The following is a 17308-nucleotide window of genomic DNA, read 5'->3' as shown; positions in this document are numbered from 1 at the left end:
CCGTTCAGCCGCCGTAGCAGTTCAGGGTCGAGCCACCACAGTAGCTGGTGCCCGAGTTGCTCCAGGAGCCCGCCGAGTTGGTGCAGATCTGGTTCTGCCGGCGCTCCAGGGTGGGCGTGCAGCAGCCGACCTTGATGGTCCGCGTCTGGCCGGGAATGCACCCGGCCTGGGCGGACACCTCCTGCACATCCTCCGTCGGGGCAGTGACCTCGTCAGGGGTCTCCACGCCACAGCCCATGGCCCCCAGAAGACAGGTCACCAGCAACAGCCCACGCTTCATGCTCTTCATGTGTCGCTCCCAGTTGTCGGAATCACAGCGGGACGAGACGCTACCAAGAACTCCAGACTCTAGCGGGATTCTCTGGGGAGCCCGAGATGCCCGGTGTGTGCATGAATCAACAAATATTGGCTTCATGGCAACCCCAGGACGGCGCCCGCGGGTGAGACCTTTTCCGCACATCACCCGCCGAAAGTGGGGACGTTGTGTCGACACTGGAGTGATGCAGCCTGCGTGCAGAGGAAGACAGTCATCTCATCCTTCTGGCAGGAAGGAGTGATGCCCGGAGAACGCCTACCCTTGACTGATGGTGGATACTTCGTCGTCCAGTCACCTGAGACCCTCTTCTGGCAACTGAACGCGGAGGAGACACCATGCGGAACCGGATGCTGTTGATGGGTGGGATTGGCGCGCTGCTGCTGACCGCTGGCTGTGGTCCCCAGGAGATGGGCGAAGAGACGTCCTCGGAGGCGCCACCGGCGAGCGATTCAACCTCGAATGTCCAGGCCTCGGGCGTCGATGAATTCCTCTTCTGTGTGGAGGAGAGCGCGGGTGAGGTGCCGGTGTGCGTGACGAACTGCTTGAACAACGCCCCCATCCTCTCCCTGGTGCCCTGCCTGGCGGCGTCGTGCTCGGTCAACATCACGGACATCTCCGTGAACTGCTTGGACGATCTCTTCCTGTAGCGCAGGCCTGGGGGCACGCAGACCGGGCCCGGCTCCCTCACCCAGGAGCCGGGCTCCTTCACGGCGCGCCTGTCACTGGAGCGCTTCGAGCAGGGCGGCCTGGAGCGCCTTCCGGTTCTCGGGGAAGTGCTGGCTGGGATAGGGCCGTGCTCCGCTCAGGATGGATTCGTACTTCTGGTACATGGGGTCAGAGCGCGCGGGCTCCTGCTCATAAAAGGCGCGGCTGGCCTGGAGCAGGTAGCGGGGCCGGGTGCCCTGGGGGCCATCCTCGCTGAAGGCGATGAGGCTGCGCGTCTCCGGGGCCTGCATGAACTTCGTGAAGGTCCGGGCGTCCTGTGCGCACGTCCCGGTGCAGCTCGCGTTGAGCACCAGCGCATCCACGAACACCGCGGGAGCCGAGCCCGCGCCGAACGGTACCGAGATGACCTCCGGGAGCGGCATGGAGGGCTGGGCCTTCAGGATGTAGAACAGGCGCTCGGTGTAACCCATGAAGCCGTTGGCCTGCTCCGCGGCGAAGGCCTCCTCCGCCACCGAGTTGTCAGCGTAGGTGCCATCCAGGCATGGATTGACGCCCGCCTCGAGCGTGCAGCTGTCGACGACCTCCGCGAACGCGCCCATCGTCGGTGAGTCCAGCGGCAGGGAGATGGCGCGGGCCAGCGCGTCCCCCGGATGCGTGTCCGCCCAGGCGTCCAGGTACGAGGCAGGCAGCGTCCAGCTCCCGTCGAGGTTCATCGCCAGCGGGCGCTTGCCGGGAGACACCTCACGGAGGATCCGCACCAGCGAAGTGCTGTCGGTGGCGGACCGGATGTTCGTGCTCCGCGAATAGACGACCTTGGTGCACAGGTAGGTGGGCACGCCGTAGTCCTGACCGGAGATGCGGACGGCCTCCTCGGCCGCGGGATGCGCGACGCCCGCCTCCAGCGCGACGGGCTGGATCCACCCCTTCGACACGAGCGAGCCCAACAGCAGCGTGTCCACCTCCACCACCTGGGCGGCCCCTGCCCCCGCGCCAAGGAGCTGGTTCAGCGTTCCCCCTTCGTTCAGGTCATAGACATCCAGATTGGCGTCGAACACGACGTCCAGGTCGATGTCCGGATGGGCCCGCTCGAAGTCCGCCTCAAGCCGCTGCTCCAGGCTGGCGAAGCTGTCCCCCGCGGAGTCAGGGATGTATGGGAACAGGACGGCCTTCAGCGGACGTCGCGGGGTGGGCTCGGGGTCGGGGGACTCCGAGCAGGCGCTCAGGACAAGGACGACAGGACAGAGCAGGGTTCTCCACTTCATGGCGGTGACCTCTTCCAGGCTGTACCGGATGCCCATGGATTGCTGGGCGGCGGTCCATAGCAGGTCAAGGCGAGCCAGGGCGACCTGTCACCATGGGCATCCCGTGGGTCACGGGCCTCCATCCGCAGGTCGAAACCGCTCAGCTCTGTAACCGACCTTGAGGGTCCGCGTCTGGCGGGGGATGCACCCGACCTGGACGGACACCTCCAAGCGGCCAGCGATGCCATCAGGGCTCCCGGAGTCACTCAGGATTCTCTGAAACTGATAGAGCGCCACTTCGTCGGCAGTCCATGGCTGGTTGGGGTTTCCAGCGGGGCACTTCACTGGCTGTAACAAATGTCAGGGCTGAGCCGGTAGGAGCATGAGGCTGGCAGCCTGCTGGTGCGTGGAACGCGGTCCGGCTGAGCACTTCGCCCCGGAAGGCTTCGACAGGTGCGTGGATGCAGGACCCTCGTTGGGAAACATGGGCTTCCCTGGGAAATCCCTGTCATCTCCACGGCTTGAGCCACTCGGCGTGTGACGCGGGGATGGCGTCGCCATGTGAACGAGCCTCGACCATGACGCAGCGGGCCGGTTCCGCTCGCATCTCCGCAGGGAACCCGTGACAATCCCCAGAATGAAACTGAGACGCTCGATTCTCTCCTTGTTGTTTTTCTCCCTCGCGACCGCGCCCGTACTCTCTGGCTGTGGTTCCGATAACGGCCCTCCAACGCCGCCCGCACGCATTGATGCGGGCACCGGGTCCGATGCGGGCACCACGACCGATGCTGGTAGCGAAACGGACGCGGGCACCACGACCGATGCTGGTAGCGAGGCGGATGCTGGCACCACGACCGACGCAGGCAGCGAGACGGATGCGGGCACCACGACTGACGCAGGTAGCGAAACGGACGCGGGCACCACGACCGACGCAGGCAGCGAAACGGACGCGGGCACCACGACCGACGCAGGCAGCGAAACGGACGCAGGCACAACGACCGACGCAGGCAGCGAAACGGACGCAGGCACAACGACCGATGCTGGTAGCGAAACGGACGCGGGCACCACGACCGATGCTGGTAGCGAGACGGATGCGGGCACCACGACCGACGCAGGCACCGAGCCTGACGCTGGCACTGAGCCTGACGCTGGCACTGAGCCTGACGCTGGCACTGAGCCTGACGCGGGCACCGAGCCTGATGCCGGCACCACACCTGACGCCGGCACTGAGCCCGACGCAGGCACCGAGCCTGACGCGGGCACCACACCTGACGCCGGCACTGAGCCCGACGCAGGCACCGAGCCTGACGCTGGCACCGAACCCGACGCTGGTACCGAGCCTGACGCGGGCACCACGCCGGACGCGGGCACCGAATCGGATGCGGGCACCGTGACCGACCCCTTCACCGTCTGCGAAGGCACCTGCCAGGACACCGCCACCACGGTGCAGATCCAGAGCAACCAGCGCGTCTTGACCAACGCCTTCTTCGGCTATGAAGAGCCTGAGAACCCCGGGGATCCGTGGGAACTGTGGATCGAACTCAACAACGGCACGCCGGGTGAGTGCCCGTCCGAGACCGCGAGCTTCCCACCGCAGCTCGTCAACGTCTACGCGGTGACGGTGCCGGTCGACACGACGCCGCAGACAGGCTCCCTGCCGGGCGAGCCGCGCGCCACGCTGGTCGACCTCGAAGGCGCGCTCAGCCCGAATTGGTTCGACCACAGCACGAACTTCACCTTCACGCCCGTGGCGGCCTCGCTCTGCCCCTCCTGCGCCAAGGCTGGCACCCCCCTTCCCGCAGCGCACTTCGTGGCATTCGACCTGGACGGCCTGTTCGAGATCGGCGCCCTCAGCGGGCATGGATACGCCACCTACTGCCCCTCGCTCGACAGGTTCCAGTCCCCGTGACCGCGGTCCGGCTTGCCTGACGGTGAGCCGGCTCGTCGTTTGAAGAGAGCGGCCCCGGGATCAGGCGTGGAGTTCCAATTCCACGTCTGGTTCAGCCGGGCGTCCGGCGGAGATTGAAGCCTCCGCGGTCGTGGACTGACCCACGCGGCCGCGGAGGCCCTCCTCTCGCCGCAGATTATTTCTTCGGCAAGCGGACCTTGGGATTGGGAGCAGCGGTGGGCGGCGCCTTTGCCTTGAAAGCGCCACCGGCCGCGGTCTTCATCGCGGGCCCCGCCGCGCTTCCCATCCGCGCGCGGGGGGAGGCTGTCGTTGGCTGCTGGGTGGGCGCGACGGGCCGGGTCGTGGCCGGCTTGCGCTCCGGCGTCCGTTTGGTCTGAGGGCTCAGCGTCTTCACGGGCTGCCTCCTTCGCCATCCATCGTGAGTCTCATGGGCGGGGCCCCGGAATCCGACCTGCGGGGATCCCCTCCAGCTTGAGGGGCAGGCCGGCCGACGCGGGCGCTCCCAGTTCCACCAGCCCTCCCGGGCCGGTGACATGCACGTCCGTCCCTACTTCCAGTCGGCACCCCACCGCCGGACGTCCCGCCTGGTCCTGCGCCAGGAGTCGGCGCCGGTCATCGCTCACCACCACCGACGGCCGCCGCAGCGCGACCTGCGCCTGCGCGACGAGCACACAGCGCTGGCCCTTCACGCTGGCCCGGACCTGGGCGCGGACGCGCGCCACTTCCGGTGTGGTGCCCTCGGGTGGCTTCGCCAGGAGCGTCGCCCGGGGCGATGGAGCCGTCGGCAACACCGCGCCCTCCCAGAGCGCTTCAAAGCCGTCGTCCAACCCCACCGCCGCCAGTGACAGCGGCACCCGCACCGGCTCCGCCCCCATCCAGAGTTCCTCCGGCGCGACGATGGCCACCTCCGGCTCCAACTGGAGCTCCGCGACCTGGCGCCAACGCTCCGTCAGCACATCCGCGAGCCACCCTGCTTCTTCCGGGGACATGCGAGCCAGTGCCTTCTCCAGGTGCGTGGGGTCCGCGAGCCTTTGGAGCGCGGCGGCACCGTCGGTGAAGCGGGCGTTCTCCAGCAGCCCATCGAGCTGGCCTGGGAGGTGCTTCGAGAGCGAGCGCAGCAGTTGTCCCAACCGCTGCCGGGGAGGAAGGCCACTCATCCCCGCCTCCGCCACAGCGAGCGGCCCGTCATCCTTCGCCGCAGTCGCTGCTCGGCCTGCCGAAGGGCTTCGTGGTCCTCGCGTGTCACTCGCCGGCCATTCACGAAGAAGAGCGGCGCTCCCGCGTCTGTTTCAGGGTCCGGTAGCTCCTCCCACGAGCGCTCCTCCTCCAGCATCACCTCCCGATGCGCGGCTTCGGCGCCGAGGGGTGGGACCAGGGTCTTCACCTCGATTCGCACGGGCTCCGACGTGGGACGACCGCTGCTCCGGGCGGCAGGCGGTGGAGGCGTCCGCGCGCCATCCCTACTGGGAGGAGGAGACCGGGACGCCTCGGCTTCGGGCCTCTTCAGCCTGGGGTGATGCCGTGGCTCATCCGTCGCCACCGGAGCGGTGCGTTCTCCCAAGGTCGGCGGTAGGTCCGCTGTCGGCGCATATGGCCGTCTCCGACTCGGCAGCGGCGACAGGGAAGGACCGGTTTCTACCGGGGCGATCGGTGATGCATGGGAATGGGTATGGGGCACCCGGTGGCGACGCACCGTCTCTTCGGGTGCACGCGCGCGAAGGGGCTGGCTTGCTGTCTGTCTTTCGGTGACCGCGTTGGATGGGCGCGGCACCCGGGTCCTTCGAGGCATTGAAGCTTCCGACAACGTGTCCCTGTCGCGGGGGACTTCGGTCGACCGTTCCTCGGGGATGCTCGGGTTCGTGCGCGCAGGCGTGACGGATGAAGCGTCCTGCTCACGCACATGGGGACGTTGCGGAATGACTCCAGGTGACTCAGTGCCCACCTCGTGAACAACGTCCACGGGGATGGGAGTGCGGCCGGGTCCCTCATTCCCTCCCGTGACGGCGTCCACGGTGCCACGCATGGCCAGGGACCTCGGCGCTCCATCCAGCGTCGGCTCCGGACGAGGAACACGGCGGCGCAGGGAGCTGGGGACATGCGCCATCGAGGGTGCACGCGCCTCCACAGGCAGCACGGCCGCAGGCGCCTTCCCGGTGAGCACTCCACGAGGTTCCTCCGAACGCGCGGGCCTGGGCCCTGACGCCTGTGAAGAGGCCTTCACCGAACGACCGCCCTCCCCTCCCCGTCCCGGCGACGTCGGCGTGGGCAGGGACGGCGGCAGGGGCGGATCCACCTTGAAGTCGCCGCCCTCTCCACGCGCCAACGGATGAAGCACGCGGTCCAGCTCCGTGAGGAGCGCGGCCACGGCGTAGACGTCATCTCTCGGATCGCTCATGTCGGGACTCCCAGCCAACCCTTGAGGACCGCCGTCGCGACCCGCAGCTCCGGATCGCGCAGCACCGTCTTCGTCACGCCGCCGTCCTGCACGGTGACGTTCACCGTGCCCGGATCCAGCTCGATGGGCAGCATCACCCCAGTGGCGAGGCTTGGGCCTCCGAAGCCCTTGAAGTCGCGCCGCAGCGTCACGTCCCGCACCAGCGCCTTCGGCAGTTGCAGGTCGCGCAGCGTGATGACCACCACCTCTTCGTCATCCCCGCAGCACACCGGCGTGGGCGTCACCGTCGCCGGATCCTCCTCCCGGGCCGCCGCTCCCGTGAGCACCGACACCGTGTCCACCTGGGCCACGCCCTGCCACCACGTCCCTTCGTCGTCCGCGCCGCGCACCAGCAGCAGCTCTCCCGGCCTTGCGACGGGGACAGGCTGCGCGGAGCCCGAGGTGCTCGCCAGTGGCATTCCCTCCAGGAACAGCCGCGCCGCGCCCACCTCCACCGGCGGCAACAGCTTGAACGTCTGCCCCGGATAGGGAGCGGCCACCGCCGGAGGCACCAGCCCCAGCGCATTACCTCCCTGCCCCAGGAGCAACGCCAGCCGTGTCCCCAACGCGACGGTCTCCTGCACCACGCCGTCCGCCTGTGGCCCCGCCGCCGAACACCCTTCCATCAGCTCCTGCGCGCTGAGCGACACCGCGCTCCCGCTCACCGTCGCCCCGCTCCTCACCAACCCCGCCACGCCCGGCAGCTTCGCGTCCGTGGCGATGGAGACGTTCAGGGGCGAGATGCGCAGCCGCTTGTCCCCAGGCGTCCCGCCCTTCACCTCCCAGCCCAGCACGAGCGCCAGCGTGGGCCGCTCGCCTCCCACGTGCGCCACGTGCCCCGCCTGCACCTTCGTCAGGTCCACCGTGGGCGTCACCGACAGCGCCGTCGCCTGGGTGGGCGTGTCCTTCACCACCGTCACGGCGCCCACCAGCGGGATCCCCGTGGACGTGCCCGCGAGCACCCGCGTCAGGCTGTCGCAGAAGGGCTTCAGCACCTGGCGCAGCAGCGGTGCCAGCGCGGTGCGGTTGCGGACGTCGAACCACCGCTGCCGGAACACCCAGTGGAAGCGCAGCGCCCACTCCAGCGTCCGCAGCATCCGCAGCGAGCCGTCCGGGTACGCGAGCCGCGCCGCCACCGCCTCGTCCATCCCCTTGCCCGCCTCCACGTCCAGCAGCGTCAGCTCCGTGGAGAGCTGACCGGGCATCCCGGGGGAGTCCGCCCGGCGCAGCGTGGCCTGGAGGTCCGCCAGCTGCGTCGTGGAGTGCGTCGCGGTGCGCGGCGGCTGGAGCGCCGTGGCGACCGTGCCGTAGTCCGTCGCCTGCCCCTGGAGCGAATCCGCCGCGCGCTGGAGCGCGTCCGTCAAGGCCACGTCCGCGCCCTGCTCCTCCACGGTGGTCTTCGCCTGGAGCAGCACGCTCCGGTCCGCCAGACACTCCGACTGGCGCGTCGCGGCCCCCGACGCCACCGGGTCGAAGTCGCTGGACGGCGAGGAGATGCTCAGCGCCCCCAGCACGCTGCTCAGCGGCACCGTCTCCGCCGTCGTCGTCAGCTGGCCCCGGCGCGTGTTGCGCAGGCCGGTCCACGTCTTCATCTCCGCTTCGCCCCCTTCCGCGGCGGCGCGGCGCTGGTCCGTGCTGAAGAGCCCCGCGTCGATGGCGTCCGCCACGGCGCCGCTCGCCAGCAGCGGGCCGAAGTCATACGCGGGCACTCGCACCACCACTTCGCCGCCGTGCTTCTCGTCGCGGAACGCGAACAGCGTCACGCTGCCCGCCAGCATCGCCGCCCCCGTGAGCTTGCCGTCTCCATCCGCGCCGATGGTCCCCACCGCGAACTCCAGCTCCTCCACGCCCGGCAGCCGCTGCTCCCCCCCCACCAGCGCCGCGGGGGCAAGGCCCGCCAGCCCCTTGCCTCCCGGGGCGCTCGGCAAGGCCGGCGACAGCGCGATGCCCACCGCGCGACGGCGGGCCCGCTCGATGACGCTGAACACGGGCAACAGCGCGCACACCGTCTGCACGTGGGGCGCGTCCTGCTCCGCCGCGCCCTCCACCCGGTCCAGGAACGCGTCCAGCTGCTTCCAGGCCGCCTGCCAGCCATCCAGCTCCATGCTCAGGCGCTTCACCGCGCTCACGTACCGCTTCCTTTCTTCGGTGTGCCGGACGTGTCCGACGGGGCCGGCGAGCCCGCCACCGGAGGCGCCGGGCTGGGCGCGCGCTCAGACGGTCCCGGACCTCCGAACCCCATCGCCAGGGAGCGCCCTCCCCGGCGCTGCGCCTGCTTCGTCGCGGCGATGCCCGCTTCGATGTTCGCCGACCTGGGCAGCTGGTCCTTCGCCTGCTCCAGCGCCTCCACCAACGAGGAGCGTGCGCGACGCGCGCCTTCCACCAGCTCCTGGGGCGTGCGCCCCACCGCCGCCGCGAGGCCCTCGGGGGCCTGATCCAACGCAAGCACGAAGGCGTCCGCCTGCTCCTGGCTCGCCGTCTTGAGATTGCCCCAGGCGTCCTCCACCTCGTTGCCGCTCGCCTCCAGCACCTGCATCACCTGGCTGTCCTTGAGCTGCTGCGCCACGTCCTCCAGCGTGAGCTTTCCTTCGGCCAGCTCCATCGCGGCGGACAGGCCCAGCATCTCCCAGAGCAGCGCCGCCTTCGCCAGGTTGGGCCCCGCCGCCAGCAGGCAGATTCCTCCCACGTAGCCGCCCGGTGGGCGGTCCCGTGCCTGGAGGAAGGCCTGCTTCAGCCCCGCCACCCCGCCCCGCGTGGACACCGGCAACGCGTACATGCCCGCGGACTTCAGCGCGTCCAGCAGGTCCACCACCGCCTGCACCGCCTGCGCCAGCTTCAGCAACACCTGCACCTTGTCCTGCATCGCGCTGGCCAGGCTCTTGATGAGCCCCGCGAGGTTGTCCACCGACAGCAGCAGCGACCTGAGCGCCTCCGGCAGGATGAGCAGCTTCTCCAGGTCCGGGAACAGGTCGCGCATGCGGGCGGACTTCCAGTCCGGCTTCACCGACCGGCCCCGCGCCCGGCTGCGGCGCGGATCCAACGCGCCCTTGGGGTACTTCTCGAAGGCCTTCTTGAAGGCGCTGATGTTGAACAGCTTGCCCATCAGGTACAGCGCCTGCCGGAGCGCATCCAGCGACGGCGCCGCCATCACGATGAACACCGCCTGCACCGGCGCGCCGTCCGTCACCACCGGGCGCGCGTCGTCCCCCGGGTCATCGAAGGACGCGGTGAAGCGGCTGGCCCAGCGCGAGAAGGCATCCGGCGTCACCGGCGGGCGCTCCAGCGCGTGGCCGGCCTTGAAGTCCTTCGGCAGGTTCGGGATGAAGCCCGTCTCCGCCAGGTTCGTCTCCGTGGGGCCGATGCCCGGCGCGTCCGCGTAGAGGTACGCCCCCGCGTTGAGCAGGTCGTCGATGATGTCCTTGAGCAGCGAGTACGCCGCCAGGATGAGCGCCCGGAAGGGATCCATCAGCCCCAGCAGGATGGCCGCCAGCGCCTGGAGCAGCGCCTGCACGAACTGGAGCACCGCGATGATGACCTGGAGCGGCGGCTTGACGATGCCCACCAATTGCTCCAGCCCCGGCGGCGCCGCCAGCACCAACGGCCGCCACGAGGGCCCCCCGGCCGCGCCCGCGCCTTCGCCGCCCTCGGCCTCGTCCAGCGCCTTCGCCAGCTCCGCGCAGCAGACCTCCAGCGCGCCGTGGAGCTCAGCGAAAGCGGCGTCGGTGGATTCGGCCACGCGCGTCCTCCCGGGTGCGTTGCTCCAGCTCCAGCATCTTCTCCAGCCGCTCGGCGTCCTGCGCCACGCCCACCGCCGCGGCCTGGAGCAGCAGCGCCTTCACCTGCTCCAGGCGCTCACGCAGCGCCTCCGCGTCCAGCGGACTCCAGCCGGGCTCATTCATCGCGTCACCCCACCGGCATGCGCTTGACGAAGCCGAAGTAGGACCAGTCCAGCAGCGGCGTCATGGAGGCCCACACGTCCAGCAGCGGCCCGTACGCGGCCACCGTCATCGGGTTCACCGCCTTGAGGATCTGCGCCAGCATCGTGAAGTGGATGGCCAGGCCGTCCCCCAGCACCATGGGCGACACGGCGGAGATGCCGCCCACCTGGCACATGCCCAGCATGGTGTTGATGGACACGTTGCCCATCAGCGCGTCGATGGAGACGGCGTTGAGCGAAGGCCCCGGCATGTCCGGCATCGTCGCGGCGATCTTCACCGCCTTGCCCGCGGCGATCTGCGCGTTGCCGCCGGACGTCACCCCGTAGCCGCCCACCGCCGTCTCCTGCGACGCGCCCGACACGGTGCGCGTGTGGCTGCCCTGGATGCGGTCCTCGCGCGGGCCGCCCACCGTCTCCTTCAGGCCCGCGCCGCCCACCACGCGCGAATAGCCCGCCGTGTCCACCTGCTCCGTCAGCGTCCCCTTCACGTGCAGCGTCACGTCCCCGCCCACCTCCCGGGTGTGGCCGCCGTCCACCGTCTCGTCCTGCCGGCCGGCGACGTCCAGGCGGTCGTCACCGTCCACCTCCGCGGAGCGGTTGCCCTCGTTCACCGTGCGCTCGTTGCTGATGAGCTGATCCAACCCCTCCGCCGACAGGATGATGCGGTTGCCCTGCCGGTCGTGGATCTCCACGCGCGCGGTCTCCGGCCGGTCGTCCAGGACGATGTAGTGGCCCGTGGCGGACTTGAGCATCCGCACGCCCGGCACCGCCGACTGGGGCGGGTAGTCGTGCTTGGGCACCTCGCTGACGTCCGGCGCCACGCGCGCGCTGGAGTCCGGCTGGCCCAGGTCCGACAGGGCCGGCGCGCCCCACCACATGCCGCTCCAGATGGGCTGCGTCAGGTCGCCGGCCTCGAACTCCACCCAGACGCCAGCGCCCACGTCCGGCACCACGAAGAGGCCCTGGTCGGGCCCGGCGTAGGGGGTGCACGGCATGGCCCAGCCGGTGGCCACGTCCCCCATGAGGCGCGGCACCACGCACCTGATGCGGCCCAGGTTGAGGGGATCCTCCACCTCCGTCACGTAGCCCCGGTACTTGCCGAAGTAGCGGCTCTCCGTCCGCTCCACCAGTTGTTGCAGGAGTTGTTCAATCATCGCGCGCTCCCCAGGTCGTCGTCCTCGTCGTGCTGGCGCACGCCGGAGACGTCCGAGAGGTTGATGTAGACGGGTGTGACGCCGTCCGGCCCCGTGAGGAGGACGACGTCGTCGATGAGCTCCACCACCAGGCCCACGTACACCTGGCCGAGCGTGGTGAAGAGGTAGCAGCGCTGCCCCATGCGGGCTTCGAGCAGCTTGCGCATCAGTCCTCCAGCGCCGTCACCAGCCGCGTGGCCAGCTTCGCGCGGGTGTCCACCCAGACGCCCACCTCGCGCTGACGTTCGGAGACGAGCTTGCGCCGGGCCGCGCGCACCAGGTCCTGGAGCTTCACGGGCTGGGGCTCCACGGGCGGCAGGCGGGACTGGCGCGCCTCCAGGGCCTTGAGGACGGACAGGTCCACGTCCAGCTTCGCGCGGGTGCCGGCCAGCTTCGCCAGGGCCGCGAGCTTCGCGTCCGGGGCGTCCGGGGTGGTGGAGAGGGTGACTTCGGGGAGCGCGTCCCGCAGGAGGGCGACACGGCCGCTGAGGGCGAAGGCGTCAGGCATGGTCGGGGGTCCTTGGAGGTCGTGCGCTACGGGTTGAGCTCCACCACGGAGTCGGCTTCCTGGACGTGGACGCCCGCGGTGGTGGCGTTGCCCACGGCGGCCACGCGCGAGCCGCCCAGGATGACGACGGAGTGGGCGAAGGGATCCGGAGGAGGCGGCGCCGGGGGGGCCGCGATCGTCGTGGCGTCCTGCACCGGCTTGGGGCCCGCGATGGCGCCGCTGTAGAACGAGTCCGCCAGCACCTCGTGCAGCACGGACACGTTGAGGATGCTCTGCTTCACGGTGGGCGCCGCCGAGTCGATGCCGAGCACGCTCTTGTCCACGAGCTGGAGGGCCTTCTTCGGGTCTCCGTCCGCCGAGGCCAGCACGGAGCGCACGTGGCCCTGCACGTCCTCCGGCTTCTCCACATGGAGCGCCACGCGGTCCACCAGGGTGCGCAGCGCCGTCGTGGGCGAGTCGTCCTTGGGCTCCGCGATGCCGTAGAGCGTCCGGGCGCCGATGCGCAGGTCGATCCCCGCCGGCAGCTTTGTCCGCACGTCCTCCAGGGTGGCGCGATCCACCACGGCGCGGGTGGGGATCTCCGCGGCGGACTCGCGGCCCGCCGCGCGGGTGGGCCTCCCGTCCGGCCCCACCTGCGGGGCGGGCGCGGTGACGAGCTCCGCCAGCAGCGTGGAGAAGGCGTCGCTCGCCACGTCGCGGCGGCGCTGGAGCCCGCCCAGCAGCAACTCCTGGTTCAGCGGCACGCCCAGCGACGTGCCCCCGCCCACCGGAATCTGGAGGATCAGCGAGTCCAGGGGCTGCATCCACGGCGGCTGCACCGGCTTGGGGGGCGGCGTCACCGGCTCCGCGCCCAGCACCACGTTGCCGCAGAAGGTCACCGGCGCGCGGCCCAGGCGCAGGACGACGACGTTGACCGTGTCCGGGCACTCGCAGCGGTTGCCGCTGAAGACGGTGGAGTCCGCGCGGCGCAGGTACACCGCGCCCACGCCGCCCGCGCTGCGCAGCGTGTTGCCGGACACCGTGATGGAGAGGACCGGCCCGCCGTTGCCCAGGATGAGCAGCGCCGGGCCCCGCGCGGTGATGTCGTTGCCCTCCACCTGCACCCCGCGCAGCGAGCGCACCCTGGGCAGCGGCAGGATGGGGATCGGCTTGCCCAGGAAGTCGAGCAGCGCGGAGCGCACCGGCGCCACCGCCGCGTCCAGGTAGCGCGACGCCGCCGTGCTGGCGCTCTTCGCGGGCACGAAGGTCTGGGGCGGCACCGTGAGCGGGCGGTTCAGCACCGGCCCCGTCGCGAAGCGCTGCTTCAGGGAGCCAAGCTGCACCAGGTCCTCCACGCGCGGGATCGCGGCGAGCACGCCCACGGCGGACGCCTGGGGCTGGGCCACCACGGCGCGGCCGGCCCCGGTGGCCTTGGGCGGTGGGTCCGACGCCAGGAAGGGCACGCGGGACAGCCTCGTCACCAGTTCCTCCGGCAGCGTGTCGGTGACGACGAGCACCCCCACGCCGCCCCCGCCGCCCCCTTCGTGGCGCACGGTGTTGCCGCGCACGCCCACCTCGCCGCGCCAGTCGATGGCCACCTCGTGCAGCAGCGCCTGCGCCAGCGTGTTGCCGCTCTCCAGGAAGACGTTGTCGCGCACCACCAGCTCGCCGGTGCCCAGGAAGGAGGCGACGGACTGGCCCAGCCCCGGGTCCCCCGAGGTGGGCAGCCCCGCGCACGCGAAGAAGTGGTTGTCCGCCACCACCGTCACCGACAGCGCCTGGCGCAGCGCCAGGCCCGCCACCGCGCACGCCTCCAGCCGGTTGCCCACCACGTCGAGCAGCGACCCCGGCTGCGTCTCCGACTCCGTGAGGACGTGCCCCGCCGCGTCCCGCACGGTGATGCCGGTAACGGCGTCCCGCACGGTGTTGCCGGACAGCCGCACCCGGCCCTGCACGCCCGCCACGAAGAGGCCGTCCGCGGGCTGCGGGAAGGTGTCGAAGACGGGCGGGACCAGGTCGCCCGGGTCCGGCGCCTCGCCTCGCGCCAGTTGCTCCAGCGCCTTGCGCAGGACCTCCAGGATGCCGCCCAGGTCCGTCATGCCGGTGACGATGACCACGAGCGACGCGGAGACCTTCGGCGCGCGCTGGCGCAGGTACTCCTGGAGCCGCGCCACCCGCGACGCGACGTCCTCGTCCGGGTTCATGCCCTGCTCCGTGGCGCGCAGCAGCACGGAGGTCGCCTCCAGCGCCGGCGTCACCGGGGTGCCAGCCTTGGCGGAGGCCGCCCCGGAGACCCGGCCCACGGCCTCCGCGGCGAGGTCCGCCGGCTCACCCACCAGCTGGTGCAGCGCCTGGCGCGCGGTGTCCCCGGGCTCGCTGGTGACGAGCCGCTGGATGGTTTCCTTGACGCGCTGGAGGACGATCTCGCGGAACTGCCCGTCGATGCCCACGATGTCCAGGGCGCGCGCGAAGTGCGACAGGTAGAGCGCCATCGAGTCCTTGAGCACCGGCGCGGGCACCCCGCCGCGCACCGCCAGCACCAACGCGCCCAGCGCGGCGAGCCGGCGCTCCAGCGGATCCGCCCACACCGGCCCGGTGGGCGGCAGGGCGATGGTCGTCGGCAGCACGTCCAACGTTTGCACCCGGATGCGGTCCAGCAGGCCTCGCGCGATGGCCACCTGCTCCGTGCGCTTCTGCGGCTGCGCGATGGCGGCGAGCACCGCCTGATGCGCCTGGGTGGAGAGCACGGACAGCTCCGCGTCCCCGCTCACCAGCTCCGACAGCTGCCCCACGGCGGTGCCGAAGGAGCGCAGCTGCTTCTCCACCGTGTCCTCGGATTCGGTGACGAGCCCCGCTGCCTGTCGGTCCAGGCTCGCCGTGTACAGGCCGATGGTCGCGGTGCGCCCTCGCGCCATCACGCGCTCCGAGTCCTCCACGGAGAGCTCGTCCTGGAGCGTTTGGCCGTTGGTGAAGTCGAGGATCTGCTTGAGGGTGGAGCGCAGCCGCTCCACCGGCCGCGACTGCCCGCCGGTGCGCTCCACGTCGCGGTAGTCCACCTCCACCTGCTGGGCCAGCCTCGGGTTGACGTCCTTCAACTGGTCGGACAAGGCGTCCTTGGACTGGCGCAGTTGCAGGAGCACGTCCGCGCTGGCCTTCGCGCCGATGGAGCGCCCCCGACGGGGGAGCTGCTCCAGCGCGCTGGTGGCGAAGGTGCCGATGATGGTCTTCCGGGGGCCCACCGCCTGCCCGATGACGGGCTGCCGGGCCTTCTGGGCCTGGGCCTCGCGAAGCTGGGCCACCTGGCTCAAGTTCGCGGACAGGGCCACCAGGCGCGGCAGGTCGCCCGGTTCCCCCTGCACCTCCGCCAGCGCCTTCAGGAGCGTCTTCTTCACGGCGTCGGGCAGGCCCTGCACCAGCACCTCGAAGGAGCCCTTGATGCGGTCGGCCGTCTTCACCACCGCGTCCTTGCCGGACACGGTGGCCAGGTCGAACTGGGCCACGGTGTCCCACGCATCCTGGGACAGGTCGTCCGGCGCGGTGAAGCTGGAGGCCCGGGCCAGCGAGGAGCGGACCGCGTGCGACGTCTTCGTGTGGTCCTCGTAGCCCTGGGCGGCGCGCATCTCCGCCACCTCGCGCACCAGCATCTCCGTGAGCGTCTCCGGCGTGCCGCCCAGGAGCTTCAGCTGCTGCGCGAGCGTGTCCAGCGGGCCGTACAGGCCCCGGCCCAGCTGCTGACGCCCGTCCTCGTCGGCGCCCGTGTACTGCAACACGGTGGTGTACATGCCCACCACGGCGGAGTGCACGTCGCCGCGCTCCAGCCGGACGGTGGCCGGCGCCAGGCCCATCCGCTGGAGGACGTCCGCGATGGGCGGCAGCTTCACCGGCGGCTTCAGCGGCGGCACCGCCGTCCTGCGCACCGGCGCGCGCAGGCCCTCCACCTCGTTGTCCTCCACGGTGAGCGCCTGTCCGGACACCACCGCGATGCCCGCCGCGCGCACCTCCGCGTCCTCCAGCCCGGGCGTGCCGTACGCGCCCGTGCGCCCGACGTGGAGCAGCCGGTTGCCGCTCACGTGGGCCTCCTCCACCCCCGCGAGCACCACCGCGCCTCGCAGCGTCAGCCGCTCCAGCCAGCGCAGCGCGGCGTCCAGGGGCGCCCGCACGCGGGGCGTCACGTTGGCGAACAGCGCCTCCAGCAGGGGCCGGGGCTGGGAGAGCGCGCCCGGGCTCAGCTTCGTCTCCAGGCCCGGGTCCAACCGGGACAGGGCCAGGGTGTTGTCCGTCAGCGCCGGCACGTCCGCGAGCGCCACCTGTTCGAAGCGGTTGTCCTCCACGCGGATGCGGCCCACCGCGCCGCCGGTGCCCCAGGCGCGCACCGCCGCGTCGCCCAGCGCCCGCACCACGTTGCCCCGGATGCGCACGTCGAACACCGGCTGCGGCCCTCCCAGCAGGATGCCGAAGCCCGGCGTCGCTTCGCCCGCGCCCTCGATGCGGTTGTCCACCACCTCCACGTCCGCCGCCGGGCGCCCGTTGGACTGGCCGTCGTCCAGCCCATCCCCCACGACGATGCCGGCCACCACCCCCAGCACCGACGCGGCGGGCACCGCGGGCAGGGCAATCCACGAGTCGCGCACGCGCAGGCCCCGGCCGGACAGCTGGATGCCCACCTGGAACAGGCTGTCGGACACCGCGTTGCGGATCTCATTGCCCACGACGTCCACGCCGTCGCCCGCCACCTGGATGCCCACCGCGGTGGAGCCCAGCACCTGGTTCTCCGCCACCAGCACGCGGTCCACCGGGCCGGTGGCGCCGCCTTCGGCCAGGTCCTGCACCAGGATGCCCACGTGGAAGCCCTGGACGCGGTTGCCCTTCACCACCACGCCGGACAGCGTGCCGTCCGCGACGTGGATGCCGGTGGTCGCCTCGCCCAGCGGCTGGAGCCGGTTGCCGGTGATGGACAGCGTGTCGACGAAGAGGCCCGCGCGCGGGAAGGACGCGAGGAAGCGCTCGGCCAGGTACGGCGCGTAGGGCGCCACGGCGATGCCAGTGGCCGCGCCGATGCGGTTGTCCTCCAGGAGGATCCTCGAACAGGAGCCCGTCACCAGCACGCCCGTGGCCTCGCTTCCGG

Annotated in this window: 12 protein-coding genes; 2 read left to right on the top strand and 10 right to left on the bottom strand. The window is 71.1% G+C overall.

Going from position 1 to position 17308, the window contains the following annotated elements:
• Window positions 1–4: 4 nt before the first annotated feature.
• Window positions 5–289 (bottom strand): hypothetical protein, encoded by a 285-nt coding sequence (locus tag OV207_RS11720; protein WP_267555025.1) that lies wholly within the window; start codon window positions 287–289, stop codon window positions 5–7.
• Between the two features lie 362 nt (window positions 290–651).
• Here OV207_RS11720 and OV207_RS11715 point away from each other — a divergent pair, with 362 nt between their 5' ends.
• Window positions 652–963, top strand: coding sequence for a hypothetical protein (locus OV207_RS11715; RefSeq protein ID WP_267555023.1), 312 nt, complete (start codon window positions 652–654; stop codon window positions 961–963).
• 72 nt (window positions 964–1035) lie between these two features.
• On the opposite strand, the gene OV207_RS11710 is transcribed toward OV207_RS11715, so the two are convergent.
• Window positions 1036–2244 (bottom strand): extracellular solute-binding protein, encoded by a 1209-nt coding sequence (locus tag OV207_RS11710; RefSeq protein ID WP_267555021.1) that lies wholly within the window; start codon window positions 2242–2244, stop codon window positions 1036–1038.
• 616 nt (window positions 2245–2860) lie between these two features.
• Between OV207_RS11710 and OV207_RS11705 the strand changes: the two genes are divergently transcribed.
• Window positions 2861–4132 (top strand): hypothetical protein, encoded by a 1272-nt coding sequence (locus tag OV207_RS11705; protein WP_267555020.1) that lies wholly within the window; start codon window positions 2861–2863, stop codon window positions 4130–4132.
• Window positions 4133–4557: 425 nt separating this feature from the next.
• On the opposite strand, the gene OV207_RS11700 is transcribed toward OV207_RS11705, so the two are convergent.
• The 8 genes from OV207_RS11700 to OV207_RS11665 all read right to left on the bottom strand — a co-directional run.
• Window positions 4558–5289, bottom strand: a complete 732-nt coding sequence (locus tag OV207_RS11700) for a hypothetical protein (RefSeq protein WP_267555018.1) — start codon at window positions 5287–5289, stop codon at window positions 4558–4560.
• 1234 nt (window positions 5290–6523) lie between these two features.
• On the bottom strand, window positions 6524–8695 hold the full coding sequence (locus tag OV207_RS11695; protein ID WP_267555016.1) for a hypothetical protein: 2172 nt from the start codon (window positions 8693–8695) through the stop codon (window positions 6524–6526).
• Window positions 8692–10302 (bottom strand): hypothetical protein, encoded by a 1611-nt coding sequence (locus tag OV207_RS11690; protein WP_267555015.1) that lies wholly within the window; start codon window positions 10300–10302, stop codon window positions 8692–8694. Before OV207_RS11690 ends, OV207_RS11695 begins: the two co-directional genes overlap by 4 nt.
• Window positions 10271–10465 (bottom strand): hypothetical protein, encoded by a 195-nt coding sequence (locus tag OV207_RS11685; protein ID WP_267555013.1) that lies wholly within the window; start codon window positions 10463–10465, stop codon window positions 10271–10273. Before OV207_RS11685 ends, OV207_RS11690 begins: the two co-directional genes overlap by 32 nt.
• Before the next feature lie 4 nt (window positions 10466–10469).
• A complete protein-coding gene (locus tag OV207_RS11680) occupies window positions 10470–11657 on the bottom strand; it encodes a phage baseplate assembly protein V (RefSeq protein ID WP_267555011.1) in 1188 nt (395 codons plus the stop codon).
• Window positions 11654–11863: a hypothetical protein gene (locus OV207_RS11675; RefSeq protein ID WP_193348264.1), complete on the bottom strand. Its 210-nt coding sequence runs from the start codon at window positions 11861–11863 to the stop codon at window positions 11654–11656. Before OV207_RS11675 ends, OV207_RS11680 begins: the two co-directional genes overlap by 4 nt.
• A complete protein-coding gene (locus tag OV207_RS11670) occupies window positions 11863–12204 on the bottom strand; it encodes a hypothetical protein (protein ID WP_193348263.1) in 342 nt (113 codons plus the stop codon). Before OV207_RS11670 ends, OV207_RS11675 begins: the two co-directional genes overlap by 1 nt.
• A 26-nt stretch (window positions 12205–12230) precedes the next feature.
• The coding region (locus tag OV207_RS11665; RefSeq protein WP_267555008.1) for a hypothetical protein at window positions 12231–17308 on the bottom strand (5078 nt) is incomplete at its 5' end.

This window comes from Corallococcus sp. BB11-1, from assembly GCF_026626625.1.
Taxonomy (GTDB): Bacteria; Myxococcota; Myxococcia; order Myxococcales; family Myxococcaceae; genus Corallococcus; species Corallococcus soli.
The sequence above is the reverse complement of the archived record's forward strand: the minus strand, read 5'-3'. Positions and strand labels throughout refer to the sequence as shown.

Bases quoted from the DNA above. Each gene is read 5' to 3' on its own strand.
- OV207_RS11710 (WP_267555021.1), bottom strand. From the start codon at position 2,244: ATGAAGTGGAGAACCCTGCTCTGTCCTGTCGTCCTTGTCCTGAGCGCC.
- OV207_RS11685 (WP_267555013.1), bottom strand. From the start codon at position 10,465: ATGAATGAGCCCGGCTGGAGTCCGCTGGACGCGGAGGCGCTGCGTGAG.
- OV207_RS11715 (WP_267555023.1), top strand. From the start codon at position 652: ATGCGGAACCGGATGCTGTTGATGGGTGGGATTGGCGCGCTGCTGCTG.
- OV207_RS11675 (WP_193348264.1), bottom strand. From the start codon at position 11,863: ATGCGCAAGCTGCTCGAAGCCCGCATGGGGCAGCGCTGCTACCTCTTC.
- OV207_RS11705 (WP_267555020.1), top strand. From the start codon at position 2,861: ATGAAACTGAGACGCTCGATTCTCTCCTTGTTGTTTTTCTCCCTCGCG.
- OV207_RS11680 (WP_267555011.1), bottom strand. From the start codon at position 11,657: ATGATTGAACAACTCCTGCAACAACTGGTGGAGCGGACGGAGAGCCGC.
- OV207_RS11670 (WP_193348263.1), bottom strand. From the start codon at position 12,204: ATGCCTGACGCCTTCGCCCTCAGCGGCCGTGTCGCCCTCCTGCGGGAC.
- OV207_RS11720 (WP_267555025.1), bottom strand. From the start codon at position 289: ATGAAGAGCATGAAGCGTGGGCTGTTGCTGGTGACCTGTCTTCTGGGG.
- OV207_RS11700 (WP_267555018.1), bottom strand. From the start codon at position 5,289: ATGAGTGGCCTTCCTCCCCGGCAGCGGTTGGGACAACTGCTGCGCTCG.